At 61.3% G+C, this 20173-nt stretch carries 15 protein-coding genes; 5 read left to right on the forward strand and 10 right to left on the reverse strand.

The window, feature by feature from the left end:
* Nucleotide 1: 1 nt before the first annotated feature.
* The 5 genes from AAAX35_RS07760 to AAAX35_RS07780 form a co-directional block, all read right to left on the reverse strand.
* Nucleotides 2-3493 carry a DNA-directed RNA polymerase subunit beta gene (locus AAAX35_RS07760; RefSeq protein WP_199410622.1) on the reverse strand — a complete coding sequence of 1164 codons (3492 nt, stop codon included), beginning with the start codon at nt 3491-3493 and terminating at the stop codon, nt 2-4.
* Nucleotides 3494-3780: 287 nt separating this feature from the next.
* Nucleotides 3781-4689 (reverse strand): UTP--glucose-1-phosphate uridylyltransferase, encoded by a 909-nt coding sequence (locus tag AAAX35_RS07765; RefSeq protein ID WP_055250255.1) that lies wholly within the window; start codon nt 4687-4689, stop codon nt 3781-3783.
* Nucleotides 4690-5003: 314 nt separating this feature from the next.
* A complete protein-coding gene (rplL, locus tag AAAX35_RS07770) occupies nt 5004-5381 on the reverse strand; it encodes a 50S ribosomal protein L7/L12 (protein ID WP_006235005.1) in 378 nt (125 codons plus the stop codon).
* A gap of 102 nt (nt 5382-5483) precedes the next feature.
* Nucleotides 5484-6005 carry a 50S ribosomal protein L10 gene (gene rplJ / locus AAAX35_RS07775; RefSeq protein ID WP_099432079.1) on the reverse strand — a complete coding sequence of 174 codons (522 nt, stop codon included), beginning with the start codon at nt 6003-6005 and terminating at the stop codon, nt 5484-5486.
* A 505-nt stretch (nt 6006-6510) separates the two neighbouring features.
* Nucleotides 6511-7647 (reverse strand): aminotransferase class I/II-fold pyridoxal phosphate-dependent enzyme, encoded by a 1137-nt coding sequence (locus AAAX35_RS07780; RefSeq protein ID WP_349117251.1) that lies wholly within the window; start codon nt 7645-7647, stop codon nt 6511-6513.
* Between the two features lie 93 nt (nt 7648-7740).
* Between AAAX35_RS07780 and AAAX35_RS07785 the strand changes: the two genes are divergently transcribed.
* Nucleotides 7741-8403: a hypothetical protein gene (locus tag AAAX35_RS07785; protein WP_099432081.1), complete on the forward strand. Its 663-nt coding sequence runs from the start codon at nt 7741-7743 to the stop codon at nt 8401-8403.
* 1 nt (nt 8404) lies between these two features.
* On the opposite strand, the gene AAAX35_RS07790 is transcribed toward AAAX35_RS07785, so the two are convergent.
* The 5 genes from AAAX35_RS07790 to AAAX35_RS07810 form a co-directional block, all read right to left on the reverse strand.
* Nucleotides 8405-8968 (reverse strand): uracil-DNA glycosylase family protein, encoded by a 564-nt coding sequence (locus tag AAAX35_RS07790; protein ID WP_349117252.1) that lies wholly within the window; start codon nt 8966-8968, stop codon nt 8405-8407.
* Between the two features lie 3 nt (nt 8969-8971).
* The gene (locus AAAX35_RS07795; protein WP_349117253.1) at nt 8972-10348 is read right to left on the reverse strand and encodes an alpha-amylase family glycosyl hydrolase; all 1377 of its coding nucleotides are present in this window, start codon (nt 10346-10348) and stop codon (nt 8972-8974) included.
* A 153-nt stretch (nt 10349-10501) separates the two neighbouring features.
* Nucleotides 10502-11698, reverse strand: coding sequence for an MFS transporter (locus tag AAAX35_RS07800; RefSeq protein ID WP_099432084.1), 1197 nt, complete (start codon nt 11696-11698; stop codon nt 10502-10504).
* A 120-nt stretch (nt 11699-11818) separates the two neighbouring features.
* Complete coding sequence (gene feoB, locus AAAX35_RS07805) at nt 11819-14179, reverse strand: ferrous iron transport protein B (protein WP_349117254.1); 2361 nt, start codon at nt 14177-14179, stop codon at nt 11819-11821.
* A gap of 472 nt (nt 14180-14651) precedes the next feature.
* Nucleotides 14652-15551: an alpha/beta hydrolase gene (locus tag AAAX35_RS07810; RefSeq protein WP_349117255.1), complete on the reverse strand. Its 900-nt coding sequence runs from the start codon at nt 15549-15551 to the stop codon at nt 14652-14654.
* Between the two features lie 243 nt (nt 15552-15794).
* Here AAAX35_RS07810 and AAAX35_RS07815 point away from each other — a divergent pair, with 243 nt between their 5' ends.
* The 4 genes from AAAX35_RS07815 to AAAX35_RS07830 all read left to right on the forward strand — a co-directional run bounded on the left by AAAX35_RS07815 (nt 15795) and on the right by AAAX35_RS07830 (nt 20128).
* Nucleotides 15795-16358 carry a PTS glucose transporter subunit IIA gene (locus AAAX35_RS07815; RefSeq protein WP_022093882.1) on the forward strand — a complete coding sequence of 188 codons (564 nt, stop codon included), beginning with the start codon at nt 15795-15797 and terminating at the stop codon, nt 16356-16358.
* A 181-nt stretch (nt 16359-16539) separates the two neighbouring features.
* Nucleotides 16540-17943, forward strand: coding sequence for an asparagine--tRNA ligase (gene asnS, locus AAAX35_RS07820; protein WP_349117256.1), 1404 nt, complete (start codon nt 16540-16542; stop codon nt 17941-17943).
* 258 nt (nt 17944-18201) lie between these two features.
* A complete protein-coding gene (locus AAAX35_RS07825) occupies nt 18202-18987 on the forward strand; it encodes a hypothetical protein (RefSeq protein ID WP_349117257.1) in 786 nt (261 codons plus the stop codon).
* A gap of 160 nt (nt 18988-19147) precedes the next feature.
* On the forward strand, nt 19148-20128 hold the full coding sequence (locus AAAX35_RS07830) for an ABC transporter substrate-binding protein (protein ID WP_349117258.1): 981 nt from the start codon (nt 19148-19150) through the stop codon (nt 20126-20128).
* The last annotated feature ends 45 nt before the right edge of the window (nt 20129-20173 follow it).

The raw sequence follows: 20173 nt of genomic DNA on the forward strand, positions 1-20173 counted from the left end.
ACTACTCCTTATCAGTGGTCGTGGCGGCGACAGCCTCGGGTGCCTCGGCGGTCTCGGCATCCTCGGCTTCGACGTCGGCGTCAACGCCGGCGAGCGCAGCCAGGTCGTCGAGAGCAGAGGTCTCCTCGGCGGTCACAGGGGCGGAGGCGTCCTCGTCGGCATCGTGCATGGGCTCGATGTCCAGCGCGAGGGAACGGATCTCCTTGACGAGAACCTTGAAGGACTCGGGGATACCCGGGACAGGAACGTTCTCGCCCTTGACGATGGACTCGTAGGTCTTGACGCGGCCCACAGTATCGTCGGACTTGACGGTCAGGATCTCCTGCAGGACGTTGGAAGCACCGTATGCGTACAGTGCCCAAACTTCCATCTCGCCGAAGCGCTGGCCGCCGAACTGGGCCTTGCCGCCCAGAGGCTGCTGGGTAACCAGGCTGTAAGGGCCGGTCGAGCGGGCGTGGATCTTGTCGTCGACCATGTGGCCGAGCTTGAGGATGTAGGACGTACCCACGGTAATGGGCTCGCGGAACTCCTCGCCGGTGCGGCCGTCAAACAGACGGGTCTTGCCGCGCTCGTCAAGCTGGGTGACAAACTCGGGACGCATGTGATCGCCAAAGGCAGCGGTGGCCTTGTTGAGCATGTTCTTGTTGGCACGACGGATGACCTCGGCGATCTCGTCCTCCTTGGCGCCGTCGAAGACGGGCGTCGCGGTGAAGAACGGACCGGGGACGTATTTGTCGGAGTCGGCCTGCTCGGTATCCCAACCGCAGGCAGCAGCCCAGCCAAGGTGGCACTCGAGCAGCTGGCCGACGTTCATACGCGAAGGAACGCCCAGCGGGTTGAGGATAACGTCGATCGGGGTACCGTCAGCCATGTAAGGCATGTCCTCGACCGGCAGAACGTTACAGATAACACCCTTGTTGCCGTGGCGGCCGGCGATCTTATCGCCCTGCTGGATCTTACGACGCTGGGCGACGTAGACGCGCACCTGCTCGTTGACGCCGGGGGCCAGATCGTCGCCGTTCTCGCGGCTAAAGCGGACGACATCGATGACGCGGCCGTAAGCGCCGTGAGGCATCTTAAGGGAGGTGTCGCGGACGTCGTGGGCCTTGGCACCGAAGATGGCACGCAGCAGGCGCTCCTCGGCGGTCAGAGCGCTCTCACCCTTAGGCGTGACCTTGCCGACCAGGATGTCGCCAGGGCCGACCTCAGCGCCGATGCGGATAATGCCGTCCTCGTCGAGGTTAGCAAGCATATCCTCGGAGAGGTTCGGGATCTCGCGGGTGATCTCCTCAGGGCCGAGCTTGGTGTCGCGGGCATCGATCTCGTGACGGGTGATGTTGATGGTCGTCAGCAGGTCCTCGGCCACCAGGCGCTCGGACACGACGATACCGTCCTCGTAGTTAAAGCCTTCCCACGGCATGTATGCCACGGTGAGGTTCTGACCCAGTGCGAGCTCGCCATGATCGGTCGAAGGACCGTCAGCCAGGGGCTCGCCCTGCTCAACGGTGTCACCGACGCGCACGAGCGGACGGTGGTTGATGCAGGTGGACTGGTTGGAGCGCTGGTACTTGGCCAGGTGATACTCGTCCATGCCGCCGGCATGCTTGACGATAATCTTGGCGGCGTCGGCAAAGATGACCTCGCCGGCGTTCTTGGCCAGGGTGACCTCGCCGGAGTCCAGGGCGGCGCGACGCTCCATGCCGGTACCGACATAGGGAGCGGCAGGGTGAACCAGCGGCACGGCCTGACGCTGCATGTTAGCGCCCATCAGCGTACGCTTGGCGTCGTCGTGCTCCAGGAACGGAATCAGCGTGGCTGCGACGGAGAGCATCTGACGCGGCGAAACGTCCATGTAGTCGACGTCCTCGACAGGCACGTCGGCGGGAGCGCCGAAGGAGCCGTCGAAGTCGCGGGTACGGGCGATTACGGTGTGCGGGCGGACAAGCTTGCCCTCGGCATCGGTCGTGATGAACTCGTTGGTCTTGGGATCGAGCGGCGTGTTGGCCGGCGCGATGACGTGCTTCTCTTCCTCGTCAGCGGTCATCCAGTCGATCTGGTCGGTGGCAACGCCGTTCTCGACGCGACGGAACGGAGCCTCGATGAAGCCGTACTCGTTGACGCGGGCGTAGAGGGCGAGCGAGCCGATCAGGCCGATGTTGGGGCCTTCGGGGGTCTCGATCGGGCACATGCGGCTGTAGTGCGAGTTGTGGACGTCGCGGACGGCCGTCGGCACGTTGGTGCGGCGGCTGGAGCCGGACTTGTGGCCGGCAAGACCGCCAGGGCCGAGTGCGGACAGACGGCGCTTGTGGGTCAGACCGGTCAGGGGGTTCGCCTGGTCCATGAACTGCGAGAGCTGCGAGGAACCGAAGAACTCCTTGATGGAGGCCACGATCGGGCGGATGTTGATGAGCGACTGCGGGGTGATCTCGTCGATGTCCTGGGAGCTCATGCGCTCACGGACGACGCGCTCCATACGGCTCATGCCGATACGGAACTGGTTGGCGACGAGCTCGCCGACGGTGCGGATGCGGCGGTTGCCGAAGTGGTCGATGTCGTCGACCTTGAAGCCCTGCTCGCCGGCAGCGAGGGACAGCAGGTAGCGCAGCGTCGCGACGATATCCTCGTCGGTGAGCACCGTGACCTCTTCCTCGGTGGTGAGGTTGAGCTTCTTGTTAACCTTGTAACGACCGACGCGGGCCAGATCGTAGCGCTGCGGGTTGAAGAGCAGGCCCTCGAGCAGGCTGCGGGAAGCGTCCACGGTGGGAGGCTCGCCCGGGCGCAGGCGACGGTAGATCTCGATAAGGGCATCCTCGCGGGTGAGGGCGGTGTCGCGCTCCAGGGTGCGCTTGATCACATCGGAGTTGCCGAGCAGCTCGATGATGTCGTCGTTGGTGACGGCAATGCCAAGGGCGCGCAGGAACATCGTGGCGCTCTGCTTGCGCTTACGGTCGATGGAGACCATGAGCTGGTCGCGCTTGTCGACCTCAAACTCAAGCCAGGCACCGCGGGACGGGATGATCTGGGCCTTGTAAATCTGCTTGCCCGAATCCATCTCGGAGCTGTAGTACACGCCCGGGGAGCGGACGAGCTGCGAGACGACGATACGCTCGGTACCGTTGATGATGAAGGTGCCCTGATCGGTCATCATGGGGAAGTCGCCCATGAAGACGAGCTGCTCCTTGATCTCGCCGGTCTCCTTGTTGGTGAGACGGACGTCGGTCAGAAGCGGGGCCTGATAGGTCATGTCCTTCTCGCGGCACTCCTCGACGGTGTGCGCGGGGTCGCCGAACTGATGCTCGCCGAAGGTAACCTCGAGAACATGGTTCTGGCTCTGGATGGGGCTGGATTCCTTGAACGCCTCACGAAGGCCCTCGTCCTTAAAACGCTCAAAGGATTCCCTTTGAACAGAGATAAGGTTGGGGAGCTCCATGGCCTCCGGGATTTTCCCGAAGCTGACGCGCTTGCGCTCAGTGGCAGTGTATGCGTAGGTCACCAGGTTTTTCCTCCTTCACGGAAATGCTCGGTGGGTTGGCGAGGCATAGCTTCGCCAGTTATCGCAACCTAATAGTTTATCAGGTACCGACCGTTGGGCAAGAAAAGCCTTGACGCGATTGAGTTTTTGGAGTAGCAAAGTTTTTCGACAGAAAACACGCAGGTAGATGGGTGTGTATCGAACATCTGTTCATATATTTTCTGTGAACAGAGAGCCGGCAATCGCAGCTCTTATAAAAAACGGGCGCGAACCGAGGTCCGCGCCCGTAAATGTCGATGTCCGAAGGCTTACTTGCGCATCAATCCGCCGCGCTCGTCGATGGCGTCCCAGAAGGCATCGGCAAAGCGGGGATCGCTTGCAGCCATGAGGGCGTTGGTGGCCATCCAGCCAGAGGGAGTGCCGGTGTCGTAGCCCGACAGCGGGTCGATGACGACGGCATACATGGCCTCACGGTCGAGCGAACGGGCCATGGCGTCGGTGAGCTGGATCTCGCCGCCCTTGCCGGCCTGCTGATCTGCCAGCAGGTCCATGACCAGCGGGCTCAGCAGATAACGGCCGACAATGTACAGGTTGGACGGAGCCGCCTCGGGAGCGGGCTTCTCGACCAGACCGCCGATGCGCCAGACAGCGCCCGGCTCTGCATCGGCAACGTCCTCGGCGCCCTCGAGCGAACCGACGCGCTCGCCGGCGATAACGCCGTAGCGGCTGACTTCCTCGGGCGAGCAAGCAGCGACGGCGATAACCGAAGCTCCACCGTGCTCCTTGGAAACGGCGAGCATCTTGTCGCAGATGTCGCGATTAGGCACAACGTAGTCGCCCAGAAGAACCAGGAAGTTCTCCCCTGCCACGGCGTCGGCAGCAGAACGGATAGCATGGCCGAGGCCCTTGGGCTCGTACTGATAACGGAAGTCGACCGGCATACCGCCAGCGTGGGCGACGGCATCGGCATAGGCGTTCTTGCCGCGCTCGCGCAGCAGGTTCTCGAGCGAGCGATCGGGCTGGAAGTAGTTCAGTAGCTCGGGCTTACCGGGAGATGTAACGATGATGGCGTCGTCGACTTCCTCGGGGTCGAGCGCCTCCTCGACGACGTACTGAATGACGGGCTTGTCGAGCACCGGCAGCATCTCTTTGGGCGTGCACTTGGTGCCAGGCAGAAAACGCGTGCCAAGACCGGCGGCGGGGATGATTGCCTTCATGTTATTCAAAGATCCTTTCGCAGGCGCAAAAGCGCCCCATGCGTGCGGCACACAGCCGCAGACCAAATTGCGATACCCAAGCATCTTACCGCTGGAACTATATGTCGCTACAAGGCAGAGACAATTCTTCAGCAGGTCAACGCAAATTATTGCTCGAATGGTGCAATTTTATTGCCCAACGGCAGGGCACCCGATACGACGCAAATCACAGAATATGGCAGTTTAAGCAACCGATGCCGAGGGACCGAAAAACAAAAAAGACGGGGCTCGCAATGCGAACCCCGTCTGCAAAGAAATCTGGCGAGAAAGCCTGATTACTTGAGGGTGACAGCAGCGCCAGCAGCCTCGAGCTTCTCCTTGGCAGCCTCGGCGTCCTCCTTCTTGGCACCCTCGAGAACAGCCTTGGGAGCGCCCTCGACGACCTCCTTGGCCTCCTTCAGGCCAAGGTTGGTGAGCTCACGGACGGCCTTGATGACCTGGATCTTGTTGTCGCCGAAGCCCTCGAGCACGACGTCAAACTCGGTCTTCTCCTCGGCCTCAGCAGCGCCAGCAGCGGGAGCGGCGACAACAGCGGCAGGAGCAGCGGCGGAAACGCCGAAGGTGTCCTCGATAGCCTTGACGAGTTCAGAAGCCTCGAGAAGGGTCATTTCCTTAAGAGCATCGATGATCTCATCGGTGGTAAGCTTAGCCATTTCTAAGTCCTTTCGGTTTCCGTGCGAATGCACGGAGATCAGTTAAAACACGGCGCGAATGCGCCAGGGGTGCGGCGTTGCCGCCGCGGGTGAAAACAGCGACTAGGCTGCCTTCTGCTCGGAGACCTGCTGGATCGAACGAGCGAGACCAGAGGAAACGCCGTTGACGCAGACAGCGATGTCGCGAGCGAAACCGGAGATGAGACCGGCGATCTGGCCGAGAAGCTGATCCTTGGTGGGCAGCTCGGCGATAGCCTTAACATCATCAGCGGAAACGGCCTTGCCGTCGGAGATACCGCCCTTGATCTCAAGGACGCCCTTGGACTGAGCGGAGAAGTCCTTAAGGGCCTTAGCGGCCTCGACCGGCTCGGACTCGTAGAACACATAAGCGACGGGGCCGGCGAGGATCTCGTCGAGCTCGGGCTGCTCCTGGTTCTTGAGAGCGATCTTGACCAGGTTGTTCTTGTAGACCTTCATCTCGGCGCCGCACTCGCGAAGCTGATGACGCAGCTCCTGAGCCTGCTTAACCGTCAGACCGTTGTAGTTGACGACGAACAGACCGGCGTTCTCGGCGATACGGGACTCGATCTCTGCAACCTTGTCGATTTTGTACTGCTGGGGCATGAATTACACCTCCTCGAATTCTTTCCGGGCACGGTCCGCCACAAGGACGTGACGGGGGCATGTCCAAAAAGAAAGCCCCCGCGCTGCATGAGCGACGGGGGCGAGAAGACATATCTACTCGACCACCTCGGCTGGCGGGATATCCCATTAAGCTCGCGGGCGATGCCCGTTTGCACCGGCTGTCTCTGGCAGCGGATTCGTGCGTGAACCGAAAGTATTATGGCGGGGACCCCGGCGTCGGTCAACGGAAAACCGGGCTGCACACAATTCCACCATCCGGCACGCGCCGCCGAAGGCCAGGCGCAAGGTTTTCGCTCGGTCAAGTCCTGGCTCGCACGAAGAGCACATTAAGTGCTCTTCGGCTCGTGCGGAATCTACGAAACCCTTGCGCCTGGCCTTCGGCGGCGCGTGCCTGCGTTGACTTTGGGCAGCCCGGGTTTTCGTTGGCTGACGCCCTCACTCATAATGCTTGGGTCGGTAGGCTGATGTGTTGCGTCCCTGATGGCTACAGGGTTGAAATGAAGGTGGACAGGCGATTTAGGCCTTCGTCCAAATCTTGGTCGGAAACACAATAGCTGAGGCGGATGTGGCCTTCGGTTCCGAAACAGTCGCCCGGGACTAGGGCTACGTTTGCCTCTTTGATGGCTTTGATGCAGAAGTCTTCGCTGGTTAGGCCGAACTTTTTGATGCTCGGGAAAGTGTAGAAGGCTCCTGCGGGCTCTACTACGTCGAGGCCCATGGCGTCTAAGGCTGCGAGTACGCGTTCGCGACGGGCTCGATAGACTTCGAGCATGGGGGTTGGGTCGACGGTGAGGGCTCGGGCTGCGGCGTCCATCTCGAAGGAGACGGCGCTCGATACTAGGTATTGGTGAGCCTTGGCGATCTCGGCGATGACGGGTGCCGCTGCTGCGAGCCAGCCCAGGCGCCAGCCGGTCATGGCCCAGGGCTTGGAGAAGCTCTCGATGACTACCGTCTGATCGCGAAGCTCCGGGTGACGCTGGGCAAAGCGCTCGTAGCCATCCACATAAACCAGGCGGTTGTATACGTCGTCGCAGACCACGTAGATGCCCGTCTGCTCCGCCACGTGCGCCACGGCGTCGAGCGAAGCCGCGTTGAGGATACAGCCCGTAGGATTGTTGGGCGAGCAGATGACGATGGCCTTGGTCGCCGGCGTCACGCAAGCACGAAGCGCCTCCTCATCGATCTGGAATTGCGCGGGCTCCGTATCCAAAAAGACTGCTTTGGCGTGGTTGGCCACGACGATGCTCTCGTACAGGCCAAAGGCCGGCGTGGGGATAATGACCTCGTCGCCGGGGTTGAGCATAGCCATGAATGTTGCCGACAGTGCCTCGGTCGCACCGTCGGTCAGGATGACCTCATCGGCGGAAAACGCCAGGCCCGCGTCATCCATATATTTGGACAGTGCATCACGCAGGGCGGGGCGACCGTTGTTGGGCGGATAGTGCGTGTCACCGCGGTCCAGTGCGGCGGTCACCTCGGCGCTAATCACATCGGGCGTGGGAAAATCGGGCTCGCCGAGCGCGAGCGCGATGCACCCCGGATGCTGGGCGGCGAGCGCGTTAATCCGGCGGATACCGGAGGGCTTGAGCGTGGCAAGCGAGGTATTCATGGACAGACGCATGGCGTTCCTTTCGTAAGGGTTGCACTAGGATAGCGCGGCGGGGCGCCACCAGACGGTGTAACCTAAACGGAAACGAGCCGGAAAGGAGATGGCATGGAGACGACCGCGCGCGGCGATGTACCAAAAACGCTGCAAACCATTGCGTATATCAGCATTCCCAATAGCGCCGATCTTGAGTTTTTGCTCTGGGACCTGCAGGATGCCATCGCCGCCTATGCTCAACTTTCCGGCACCGCACTCCCCCGCCCGGTCGACTTGAAGGCAAATGACGCCGGCAGCGTTGCCGATGGCATCGTGCTGGCCATTGAAGATGTGGCTGACGATGAGACGTTGACAGCCATCGAGCAGGCGCTTGAGCGCTTTGGCGGTACGGGAACGCGCGTCTATGTCGCGATTCGAGCCGCACAAGAGGGCACTGAGCAGGCGCGTGGGACCGCCGTTCGCCTGCACAAGGCATGTGAGCGCCATGGCCAATTGTGGTGTGGCGGCGTTGCCATCTGCGCCGGCAGCGGCATTGCGGCGCTTCGTCGCTCTCCGCGCATGGGACTCTTGCGGCGACCGTTTTCTGAGGCCATGGACAAGCTCGTGGGCGCCGTGCGCATGGGCTGCTCCGTCAAGCATGCACAGCGACTTGGCGGCGGCAATGCCGCCAACGTCGACGCCGACGGCATGGTTTGCGCCGAGCCAGCCGTGCCCGCGCCGATCTGGCGAGGCGTTCTGAAACGTCTGGGCGCCCACGCTCAAACAAAAATCTAAATTAAATTACAGCCCAGTCAACGGCCTCGCGCCAGCGCTCGACAAGGCGTTCCAGGCGCCATGCCGCATTGGCGGGACTTGTCGACGGCAGAACGATGGCCGGCAGCCCGGTGCGCTCTTGTAGATAGCGCTTGTAGAGCCGCCCTGCCGTGCCGCCGTTACAGACAACGACCTCGATAGGAGCTGCGCCGGTAATGCGCTCGACATGCGCCGGAACGACGTTTTTGATGCTGGCGTCACTCGAACCCTTAATGTCGCAGCTCTCGATCACATCCCACAGGGCCACGCCGCCGTTCAGCAGCATGGACCGCTTGGCGGCAATGGAGGCATCAAGCGTCGCGGGCCCACCGCTTGCCAAAGGGTCGCCCTCGTTGGGCGGCACAGGCACACCGAGGCACGCGGCCATCACGCGCCAAAAGCGATTCTGAGGGTTGCCGTAATAAAAGGAATTGGCGCGCGAAAGCACCGAGGGAAACGACCCGAGCACCAAAACGCGCGAGTGCTCGTCAAACACGGGCTCAAACCCATGCTCAATATGTTGATAGCCCTCGTCAGATACGGCCATGGGCTAGGCTCTCAACAGATAGCGCACCTCGTAGGGTGCAAGCTCAAGGGTACCCGTCAGCTCGACCGTGGGCGCATCGTCGGCAAGCAGGTCGACGAAGGACCCGTTGAGCTCGCCGGCGCCAAAGGTGTAAGGCTCACCCACAGCATTCACCGCCACGAGTACCGTCGCGCCGTCACAGGCGCGCTCGAACAGCAGCTGCTTGTTCTGGATCACCACGTTGCGATAGGCACCGTAGTTGAGAGCACGGGCAGCCGCGTCGTCGGCCGAGCGAAGGTGCGCAAGCTGCGTGATGAACGCCGTCAGCTCGTTGGGCGCAGGCTCATTGAGCGCAGGTCGCAGCGCCCAGTCGCCATCGGGGCCACCCTTTTCGCCGGCAATTCCCCACTCGCTGCCATAGTAGACGCACGGGATGCCCGGCATGCCAAAGAGCATGCCGTAGGCGGGACGCAGACACGACTTGTCGGTGAGGATACTTGCCAGGCGCGGCACATCGTGGTTGTCGACAAACGACAGCAGATGTTTGCCGCGGTAGATGCACCACGGATCGCCGCCAAACTGGCGGTGCAGCGAATGGGCGATCTCGAACATGTTGACCGAGTTAAAGCTGGAGTACAGGCCCTTGTAGCACTCGTAGTTGGTGCAGGAGTCGAGCATCTCGTCGTTGACGATTTGGTTGTAGTCGCCGTGGAGCGTCTCGCCGATCAGCACAAAGTCGGGCTTGAGCTCACGGGTAAAGGCGTGCAGGCGGCGCATAAAGTCGCGGTCGAGCATATAGGCAACGTCCAGGCGCAGGTCGTCGACGCCAAAGACCTCGGCCCAGCGGCGCACGGACTCGAGCAGGTAATCGACCACAGCGGGATTTTGCAGGTTGAGCTTCACAAGCTCAAAATGGCCTTCCCAGCCCTCGTACCAAAAGCCATCGCCATAGCAGGAATCGCCGTCAAAGCTAATGTGGAACCAGTCCTTGTACGGCGAGTCCCACTTGCGCTCCTGCACATCGCGGAAGGCCCAAAAACCGCGGCCGACGTGGTTGAAGACGGCATCGAGCACCACGCGGATGCCATGGGCATGCAGCGTGTCGCATACGGCGGCAAAGTCGGCGTCCCCACCCAGGCGACGGTCGATATGGCGCAGGCTGCGTGTATCGTAGCCGTGGCTATCAGATTCGAGCGGTGGGTTGATGAGCACAGCGCCAACGCCGAGTTCCTGCATGTAGTCGGCCCATTGGGCGACCTTCATGATAGGAGCATCGGGGTTGGGCGCGGCGTTGGCAGCCTGGGCGAGCTCACCCTCGGCAACGGGCGCGGCGTTTTCGCGCGGAGCCCCGCAAAAGCCCAGCGGATAGATCTGATAGAACGTCGTCTCGTATGCCCACATAACAGCCTCCCGGTAAGCTCAACACAACGACATCCATTGTATGCCCAGCTTGTATCCTCTCCCCCAAAATAAGTTGCGGTGGAATAGTTCCTGTCTGGGCCTTCAGAAGCCTTAAACAGGAACTATTCCACCGCAACTGATGAGGGGACGTGATTAGGCGACGGGCTTGGCGCGGCGGATGGCCGGAAACAGCACGGTGATGGCGAGGATGACGCCCACGACGGCAATCGCCCCGCCCACAAAGCCGATCCAGGCGATACCGGGACCCGAAACCACGGCTCCGCCGATCGCGGTACCCGTGCCGATACCGAGGTTGAACAGGCCCGAGAAGATCGACATGGCGACGGCCGACGAATCTGCCGGCGTGTGCTTGATGAGCTCGGCCTGAAACGCCACGTTAAAGGCCGTGGCGCAGCAACCCCACAGTGCGCAGACGGCAAGCACTGTCACGAGCGACGATGCGGCCGGCCCCATGAGCAGCAGGGCCACCGGCACGCCGGAGAGCGTGATAGCAAGGAACGGAAAACGGTGCCCGTCGAACAGGCGGCTGAACAGCCAGCTGCCCACCAAGCCGGAACAGCCAAACGCCGTCAGCGTCATGGTGATGGCGCCCGCATCGACGTGCGCGACCTGCGCCAGGAAGGGCTCGATATAGCTGTAGCTTGCGTAATAGCCGGTCGCCATGAAGACCGTGACTGCGTAGAGCGCGATGAGGAGCGGGTTCTTGAGCAGCTCGGGCAGCTGTTTGACGGTAAAGCGCTCACCCGCCGGCATGGCCGGGAACACCGCTGCCTGGTAGACGACCGCGATGGCTGAGAGGCCCCCGACCACGGCAAACGTCATGCGCCAGCCCACGGCCAAGCCAATGGCGCGACCGAGAGGCAGGCCAAAGATCTGCGCGATGGACGAGCCCGTGGCGATCATGCTGATGGCGAGCGCGCCGTGGCGAGTGTCGACCAGGCGCGAGGCCATAATCGAGGCGACTGACCAGAACACGGCATGTGCGCAAGCGACCACCAGGCGCGCGCAGACCAGGATGGGATAGGTCGGCGCCACAGCGGACAGGAACTGACCGAGCGAGAACACGGCAAGCACGCCCAGCAGCATCCGCTTAAACTCGAAACGCGAAGCGAACACCATGAGCGGCAACGACAGCAGCATGACGCCCCAGGCATAGACCGAGATCATGATGCCCGCCTGGGCCTCGGTGAGCGAGAACGACGCGGCGATATCAGTCAAAAGGCCGATGGGCATAAACTCCGACGTGTTGAACACGAACGCACAGCAGGTGAGCCCGACGAGTGGGAGCCACTGCCTGAGCGTGATGCCGTCTTGCCTTGCCTGAGTCATATATAACGTCTCCAATCGTTTTGAGCGGAGGCGATTATATAGCAACGGCCCCGCATCCGTCAGTACAGAAGCGGGGCCGAAAACAATTCGATACACAGAGGTTGCGTCGTCAATTCATAACTAAGCCAACCCCAGCAATATGCCCGCCGAATGCACGACAAACGCCACGATCCAGGCAACGGCGACCTGAAACGCGAATACGGCCACGGCATAGCGCGCGCCCAACTCGCTCCTGACGGCGCCGATGGCCGCCACGCAGGGCGGGTACAGCAACGTAAAGACCAGGAACACGTAAGCGGTAAACGGCGAAAACATGGTCGACAGTGCCGCGGGTGAGGTCGCGCCCAAAAGCACGGTGAGGGTCGAGATGACACTCTCCTTGGCGATAAGTCCGGTGACGAGCGCCGTGGATGCGCGCCAATCGCCAAAGCCAAGCGGCGCCAGCGCCGGCGCGATGATGCTGCCGAGGCCCGCAAGCAGGCTTTGCGACTGATCGGCGACCACATTAAAGCGGATATCGAACGTCTGAAGGAACCAGATGACCACCGTAGCGGCAAAGATAATGGTAAAGGCCTTGGTAATAAAATCCTTGGCCTTATCCCATGCCAGCATCACCGTCGTCTTGACGCTCGGCAGGCGGTAGTTGGGGAGCTCCATGATAAACGGCACTGGGTCGCCCTTAAATGCCGTGCGGTTGAGCACCAAAGCCGCGATACAGCCAACCGCAATGCCAATCAGATAGAGCGAGACCATGGCGGGAACCGTTGCCTGTGGGAAAAACGCCCCGCACAGCAGACCGTAGACCGGCAACTTGGCCGAGCAGCTCATGAACGGCGTGAGCATGACCGTCATCTTGCGGTCGTGCTCGGATGGGAGTGTACGGGTCGACATGATAGCCGGCACGGTGCAGCCAAAACCGACGAGCATGGGCACAAAGCTGCGGCCCGACAGGCCAAAGCGACGCAACACCTTATCCATGACAAAGGCGACGCGCGCCATGTAGCCCGAGTCCTCCAGAATGGAGAGGAACAAGAAGAGCACGACAATAATCGGCAGGAAGGTCAGCACGCTGCCCACACCCGTAAGCACGCCGTCGACAGCCAGTGAACGCACCACGTCGTTGGTGCCGAACGCCTTGAGACCCGCATCGGCCGAGGCGATGATGGCAGCGATGCCGTCCTCCATGAGTCCCTGCAACGCCGCGCCGATCACGCCAAATGTCAGCCAAAAGACGAGGCCCATGATCACCAAGAACGCCGGAATGGCCGTGTAGCGACCCGTCAGGATGCGGTCAATCTTGACGGAGCGCACGTGCTCGCGGCTCTCGTGCGGCTTGACGACGCAGCGCCCGCACACGTCGCCGATAAAGCTAAAGCGCATATCGGCCAGCGCGGAAAGGCGGTCGGTGCCGGCCTCGCCCTCCATCTGGGTAATGATGTGCTCGATGGCATCAAGCTCGTTACGGTCCAGGTGAAGCGTCTCGGTTACCAGCTCGTCGCCCTCAACTAGCTTGGTCGCCGCAAAACGCACGGGAATGTGCGCCGTCGCGGCATGGTCCTCGATAAGGTTGGCAATGCCGTGGATGCAGCGATGCAGTGCACCGCCGTCTGGGCCATCGGGTGCGCAGAAGTCCAGGCGGCCGGGGCGCTCGCGGAAACGCGCCACATGCAGGGCATGGTCCACCAGCTCGCCGATGCCCTCGTTGCGCGCGGCGCTAATGGGAACGACTGGCACGCCCAGCAGACTCTCGAGCAGGTTGACGTCAATGGCACCGCCGTTGGTCGTCACCTCGTCCATCATGTTGAGCGCGATAACCATGGGGCGATCGAGCTCCATAAGCTGCAGCGTTAGGTACAGATTGCGCTCGATGTTGGTGGCGTCGATGATGTCGATGATGGCGTCGGGGTTTTCGTCAAGGATGAATTGACGGCTCACGATCTCCTCGCCCGTGTACGGCGACAGCGAATAGATGCCAGGCAGGTCGGTAACGCTCGCCTCGGGGTGGTTACGAATAGTGCCATCCTTGCGGTCGACCGTCACGCCGGGAAAGTTACCGACATGCTGATTGGAGCCTGTCAGCTGGTTAAACAGCGTGGTCTTACCGCAGTTTTGGTTGCCGGCGAGGGCAAAATGAAGCGGTGCGCCCTCGGGCACGGCCGTTTTTGCCGCACGGGGCGAATACGTCCCCTCGCCGAGTGCCGGGTGCTCCGTCGTGCCGATTGCGGCGTTAGCGCGCGGACCCGTATCTGTGTCGTGAACACCCACGAGCTCAATCCGTGCGGCATCGTCCTTGCGCAGCGTCAACTCGTAGCCACGCAGGCGAATCTCGAGCGGGTCGCCCATGGGGGCGTACTTCATCATGGTGACTTCGGTGCCCGGTGTTAGGCCCATGTCCAAAATATGTTGTCGGAGTGCCTGGTCGTCCGATGTCACCGATGCGACAACGGCGTCCTTTCCAATCTCGAGCGTATCGAGCTTCACGTCCGTGTTCCTCCCCCGGCGCCCACAGGGCGTTGCATTTTGTTTACCATGGCTAACCGTTTGCCATGGCTAACCAATTTTAACCATGCATGATAGCGCGAACATGCAACGATGTTCAATCAGCAAATTGGCGCAATGGGGACAGGCAGGAGAGTTCAGGGCCATAGTTTCCCGATGAGGCCTCTCGGGGAAACTACATCCCAGAATTCCGGCTCGAAACGGGATATGGTTTCCCAAACAGGCCTCTTACGGAAAATGCATCCCGGAATCCCCGCTCGAAACGGGACGCGCTTTCCCAGTCGAGGCCCTATGGGAAACTGCGTCCCACCTTGAAAGGCAAAACTGGGACGCAGTTTCCGGACGGGGCATCAAAAACGAAGTTGCGGTGGAATAGTTCCTGGATGGGCTGGTTGATGCCCCAGATAGGAACTATTTCACCGCAAGTTATTGAAGGGCTTGGATGCCGGGACTCTTACAGATGGCGCTCGAGGAAGCGGAAGGCCAGGCGGATCCAGGGACGGACGGAAACCTGCTTGTCCTCGTTGTCGACCGCGGTGTTGGCGTTGCCGAGCGAAAGGCCGTGACCACCCTGGTCGAAGACGTGCATCTCGCATGCAACGCCCTCCTCGGCCATGCGCTGCGCAAACGGGTAGACCTGCGCGATCGGCGCCGTCTTGTCGTCGGACACGCCCCACACAAAGGTCGGCGGCATCTGACGCGAAACATGCGTGGTGGGGCAGATATCGGCCAAATGCTCGTCAGTTGCCTCGCCACCCGTCACCATCGACAGGTAGTCGTTGAGCAAATCGCGCCCCGTCTTGCCGCCCGTCTTGGGCACGCGCAAGTCAATGCGCGGATCGCGCGTCTGCATGTCGCGCACATAGGCAAAGTCGAGCAGCGGATAGCCCAGCACCACGGCATCGGGACGAATGTCGTCCGGACGTGCCCCGGCAAGTGCCGCGAAGGGGCCGGTCTTCCACTGCGTTGCCAGCGAGGCACAGATCATGCCGCCCGCCGAGAATCCCACGACGCACACGCGCTTAGGATCGACATGCCACTCGTCGGCGTTGGCGCGCACCGTGGCGACCATCTTGGCAAGATCTGCCTGGGGGTGCGGAAAGCTCACGTCACCCGTAGAGCTCGTGACATAGTTGAGCACAAAGGCCTGGTAACCGTGATCCAAAAATGCAAACGCCACCGGGTCCTGCTCGTGCGGAGCGATATGTGTAAACCCGCCTCCGCCACAGATAATCACCGCGGGGCGGCGGCCATTCGGTTTATCGGGCAACGGCTCGGCACCCAAATACGTAAACGTCGCCGGATAATCCTCGGTCGGCTCCTCGCCCCACAGCGCATGGTTCTCGACAATCATATGTGCTCCCTTCGCGCAAATTATGCGCCCTTGTTTTTCGCCTTCAAGCGTACCCCACTTGAACCCGTGGCGTAGAAACACTCCGGCAATAAGTTTCCCTTCAACTGATATATCACATAATCCCAGTTCAGAGGTATCGTTGAGCAGCGTAGAATAGGGGCGTTGACCAAGCCGCGAAACACATGTGAAACGTTTCCGGCAAACCAAACGCGCGATATGCGCCTATTTAAGTTGGAGGCAACTATGGGTCTGCTCGATTCGCTTAAGTCCACCTTCACCTCGACCGGCGAGGCGTCCGTTCCGCCCGCAGCAAGCTTCGCCACCCGCGAAGGCGTCATCTATGCCCCCGTCAACGGCGTGCTCGTCAACCTGGACGAGGTTCCCGACGAGACGATCGCCTCGGGCATGCTTGGCCAGGGCTATGGCATCGAGCCCATTACCGGCACCATCTATGCGCCCGCCAACGGCCGCATCGGCGCCACCACTGTCACCAACCACTCCATTGGCATGATCACCGAGGACGGTCTTCGCGTGTTCATCCATGTTGGCCTGGGCACCGTGGAAATGAACGGCAAGGGTTTTGCCCGCTTTGTCGAGATGGGCGATGTGGTCAAGGCAGGCCAGCCGCTCATCAGCTTCGACCGCGAGGCCATTAAGGCCGCTGGTCACGAGGACATCGTGACCGTCATCGTCTCCGAGCTCGATCGTCTTAAGAGCATCGACCATGTCGGCGAGTCTGGAACGCTTATCGGCGGCAACCCGCTCGTCAAGCTGGGCGACCCGCTGCTGGTTGCCAAGACCAAGTAGCCAGGCCCCACGCCACACAGCCAAAAGGCACCTCGTCGAGCGCTCGCGACCATTTGGCCGCGGGCGCTTTTCGTTTGAAAAACCATCCCGCCAATGCCTTATCTGTATAGCCCAAATGAGCCGAGCTGCTAGAATATCGAACTGTATGGATAACTATCATTCAACCGTTATGGGAGGATACGTGAACCGCACCAAAATCGCGCAGCTCTATGCCGATGCCGAGTCGCTCGGCGGCCAGACTGTCACCGTCGCCGGCTGGGTTAAGTCCGTCCGCGACATGAAGAACTTTGGCTTTGTTACGCTCAACGACGGCAGCTGCTTCCGCGACCTGCAGGTCGTCATGAACCGCGAGGCACTCGACAACTACGACGAGATCGCCCATCAAAACGTCTCGGCCGCACTCATTTGCACCGGCACCGTCAAGCTGACCCCCGATGCGCCCCAGCCTTTCGAGCTTTCTGCCACCTCCATCGAGGTCGAGGGCGTCAGCGCCCCGGATTACCCGCTGCAGAAGAAGCGCGCAACCGTCGAGTTTCTGCGCACCCAGCAGCATCTGCGCCCGCGCACCAACCTGTTCCGCGCCGTGTTCCGCATCCGCTCTGTCGCGGCTGCCGCCATCCACCGCTTCTTCCAGGAGCAGGGCTTTGTCTACGTCAACACCCCCATCATCACCACGAGTGACTGCGAGGGCGCCGGCGAGATGTTCCGCGTGACCACGCTCGACCCCAAAAATCCGCCCCTCACCGAGTCCGGCGAGGTCGACTGGAGCCAGGACTTCTTTGGCAAGCACGCAAGCCTCACCGTGTCCGGCCAGCTCAATGCCGAGAACTTTGCCATGGCCTTTGGCGACGTGTACACCTTTGGCCCCACCTTCCGCGCCGAAAACTCCAACACCACGCGCCACGCCGCCGAGTTTTGGATGATCGAGCCCGAGATGGCCTTTGCCGACCTTAACGACTATATGGATAACGCCGAGGCCATGCTCAAGTATGTCCTCAAGGACGTCATGGCAACCTGCCCCGACGAGCTCAATATGCTCAACAAGTTTGTGGACAAGGGTCTGCTCGAGCGCCTGGACCACGTGGCCAACTCCGACTTCGCCCGCATCACCTATACCGAGGCCGTCGAAATCCTGGAGCAGGCAGTCGCTGCTGGCCACCAGTTTGATTACCCCGTCAGCTGGGGCATCGACCTGCAAACCGAGCACGAGCGCTTCCTGACTGAAGAGCACTTTAAGCGACCGACTTTTGTGACCGACTACCCGGCCGAGATCAAGGCGTTCTACATGCGCATGAACGAGGACGGCAAGACCGTCGCCGCCGCCGACTGCCTGGTTCCCGGTATCGGCGAGATTATCGGCGGCTCCCAGCGCGAGGAGCGCCTGGATCTGCTCGAGGCCCGCATCAAGGACCTGGGCATGAATCCCGAGCAGTACAAGTACTACCTTGACCTGCGCCGCTACGGTTCCTGCAAGCACGCCGGCTACGGTCTGGGCTTCGAGCGCTTGGTCATGTATCTGACCGGCGTGGGTAACATCCGCGACGTCCTGCCGCACCCGCGCACCGTGGGCAACGCCGACTTCTAATTGTCGGACGCTAGCTCGCGTCGCCACACACCAACGCTCATCGCATAAGCGTCTCTCGACATCGGTCGAGAGACGCTTTTTTCGACAGCATCCGTCAAGCTTTTGGCAAGTTTTTGGTCAGTTGAGCAGGACTGTTGAAAACTCGACCCGCCGTTTGCCGACGACTACCGACCGCCCAGAGCGCCCTGCGCCCCTGGGAAAGCCCCACGTCCTAGGCTCCATACCGTCGCCACCCAAAACGGAAAGGACGTGGGCACCATGACCGAAGCCGCTGTTGAAACCTACGACACCACGACTAGAGGCGCCGCCTCGATGGCAGCCTATCGCGCCGTTCGCATCTTGCAACTATTAAGCGAAAACACCGGCGAGGACAAGGCCATGCTTTCCGATGAGTTGATCCGGCGCCTCGCCCATCCCGACGACCCCGCCCGCATGCCCATCTCGGCGGCGCGGCGCAGCATCTACACCGCCATCTCCGCGCTTCGCCATGCCGGATACGAAATTGAGTACAAACGCGGCGTGGGCTACAAACTTCTTACCCGCCCGCTCACCGATGAAGAGATCATCCGGCTCCACGGTATGGTCATGCGCAACCGCTCCACGCCTATCGCTATCCGCAAGAGCATAGCGCAGCACTTAGTTGCCATGGCGAGCGCCGACGTTCGCGGCTACCTCGATACACCCGAACCCGCTCCAAGCGCAGGCAGCAAGGCTACCAAGGCAACGCGCACGCCCATCAAGCGCATCGACACGTGCGAGCTCGTCGAGCAGGCCATCGACCACGGAACCACGGTGAGTTTTGATATTTCGAGCGTTACGACACGTGGCGAAACCGAAGCAGCACGGATGACACTCCGTCCCTTTGCCATCAAGCAACGAGACGGCATCTCGTATTTGCTGGGAACGGTCTACGACGCCCGAGGCGCCGATGACACGTTGCGTACTGTAGAGATTGGCCGAATGAGAAACGTCACCACACGTCTCCTCGACGGCAAGAAGCTCTTCGCCGCCCTAGACGAGGACGACGCCTCCTCCGCCGCATAAGGCTCTCCGCCGCCCATTCGACTACCCGTACCGCCCATCCGATTCTGTATTAAAAAACCCGCCAGGCTGTTGTAAAAATGGACATCAGCGCTACTATAGTTCCACTTGCACTTTGTCCCAGTGCAGTGTTTCCAGCCATTTTTATACTGGGGGTAATGATATGAAGGACATCACCATCAGCCGCAGGAGCCTTCTGGTCTCCGCCGGCCTGCTCGCGCTCGCCCCGCTCGCCGGATGCGGCGGCAACTCCGGTTCCGGCTCTGCTGCCGCCGGTTCCGACTACACCATCGGCGTTCTGCAGCTCACCGAGCACTCCGCACTCGATGCCGCCAACGACGGCTTTGTCAAGGCCATCAAGGAGAGCGGCCTTAAGGTCAAGATCGACCAGAAGAACGCCCAGAACGACCAGTCCACGTGTAAGTCCATTGCCGACAAATTTGTGGGCGATGGCGTCGACCTGATCTACGCCATCGCCACGCCCGCCGCACAGGCTGCTGCCGGTGCCACGGCGGATATCCCCATCGTGGGCTGCGCCATCACCGACTACGCCGCCTCCGGCCTGGTCCAGGACAACGACAAGCCGGGTACCAACGTCACGGGCGCTTCCGACCTCACCCCGGTCGCCGAGCAACTCGAGATGATGCAGAAGGTCCTGCCCGACGTAAAGAAGGTCGGCCTGCTCTACTGCACCGCCGAGTCCAACTCCGACGTCCAGATCAAGGCCGCCAAGAAGGAGCTCGACAAGCTGGGCCTCCAGTACACTGACTTCACCGTCTCGAGCTCCAACGAGATTCAGTCCGTCGTCGAGTCTGCCGTGGGCAAGGTCGATGCGCTGTACTCCCCCACCGACAACACCATCGCCGCGGGTGCCTCGCAGGTCGGCCAGATCTGCAAGGAGAACAAGCTCCCCTTCGTGACTGGCGAGGAGGGTATGTGTAAGGCCGGCGGCCTGTTCACCCTCTCCATCAACTATGAGGACCTGGGCTACGCCGCGGGCGAGATGGCCGTTAAGATCCTGAAGGGCGAGGCCAAGCCCGAGGATATGCCAATCAAGCATCTCTCGAGCAAGGACCTGGTCGTCGTCAAGAACGACGAGATGGCCGAGGCTCTGGGCATCGACCTTTCCGCTCTGGACGAGTAGCGCCATGCGCGGTAACGCGTCTAGGGCCCGCACGCGCGCCACAGC

It is taken from the genome of Collinsella sp. CLA-ER-H11 (assembly GCF_040092445.1).
Lineage (GTDB): Bacteria > Actinomycetota > Coriobacteriia > Coriobacteriales > Coriobacteriaceae > Collinsella.

What these genes read in the sequence shown, in the direction of transcription:
- AAAX35_RS07795 (WP_349117253.1), bottom strand. Translation starts at nt 10,348, where the DNA reads ATGTGGGCATACGAGACGACGTTCTATCAGATCTATCCGCTGGGCTTT.
- AAAX35_RS07810 (WP_349117255.1), bottom strand. Translation starts at nt 15,551, where the DNA reads ATGATTGTCGAGAACCATGCGCTGTGGGGCGAGGAGCCGACCGAGGAT.
- AAAX35_RS07800 (WP_099432084.1), bottom strand. Translation starts at nt 11,698, where the DNA reads ATGACTCAGGCAAGGCAAGACGGCATCACGCTCAGGCAGTGGCTCCCA.
- AAAX35_RS07815 (WP_022093882.1), top strand. Translation starts at nt 15,795, where the DNA reads ATGGGTCTGCTCGATTCGCTTAAGTCCACCTTCACCTCGACCGGCGAG.
- rplJ (WP_099432079.1), bottom strand. Translation starts at nt 6,005, where the DNA reads ATGCCCCAGCAGTACAAAATCGACAAGGTTGCAGAGATCGAGTCCCGT.
- AAAX35_RS07830 (WP_349117258.1), top strand. Translation starts at nt 19,148, where the DNA reads ATGAAGGACATCACCATCAGCCGCAGGAGCCTTCTGGTCTCCGCCGGC.
- rplL (WP_006235005.1), bottom strand. Translation starts at nt 5,381, where the DNA reads ATGGCTAAGCTTACCACCGATGAGATCATCGATGCTCTTAAGGAAATG.
- AAAX35_RS07825 (WP_349117257.1), top strand. Translation starts at nt 18,202, where the DNA reads ATGACCGAAGCCGCTGTTGAAACCTACGACACCACGACTAGAGGCGCC.
- AAAX35_RS07765 (WP_055250255.1), bottom strand. Translation starts at nt 4,689, where the DNA reads ATGAAGGCAATCATCCCCGCCGCCGGTCTTGGCACGCGTTTTCTGCCT.
- AAAX35_RS07790 (WP_349117252.1), bottom strand. Translation starts at nt 8,968, where the DNA reads ATGGCCGTATCTGACGAGGGCTATCAACATATTGAGCATGGGTTTGAG.
- AAAX35_RS07780 (WP_349117251.1), bottom strand. Translation starts at nt 7,647, where the DNA reads ATGCGTCTGTCCATGAATACCTCGCTTGCCACGCTCAAGCCCTCCGGT.
- AAAX35_RS07785 (WP_099432081.1), top strand. Translation starts at nt 7,741, where the DNA reads ATGGAGACGACCGCGCGCGGCGATGTACCAAAAACGCTGCAAACCATT.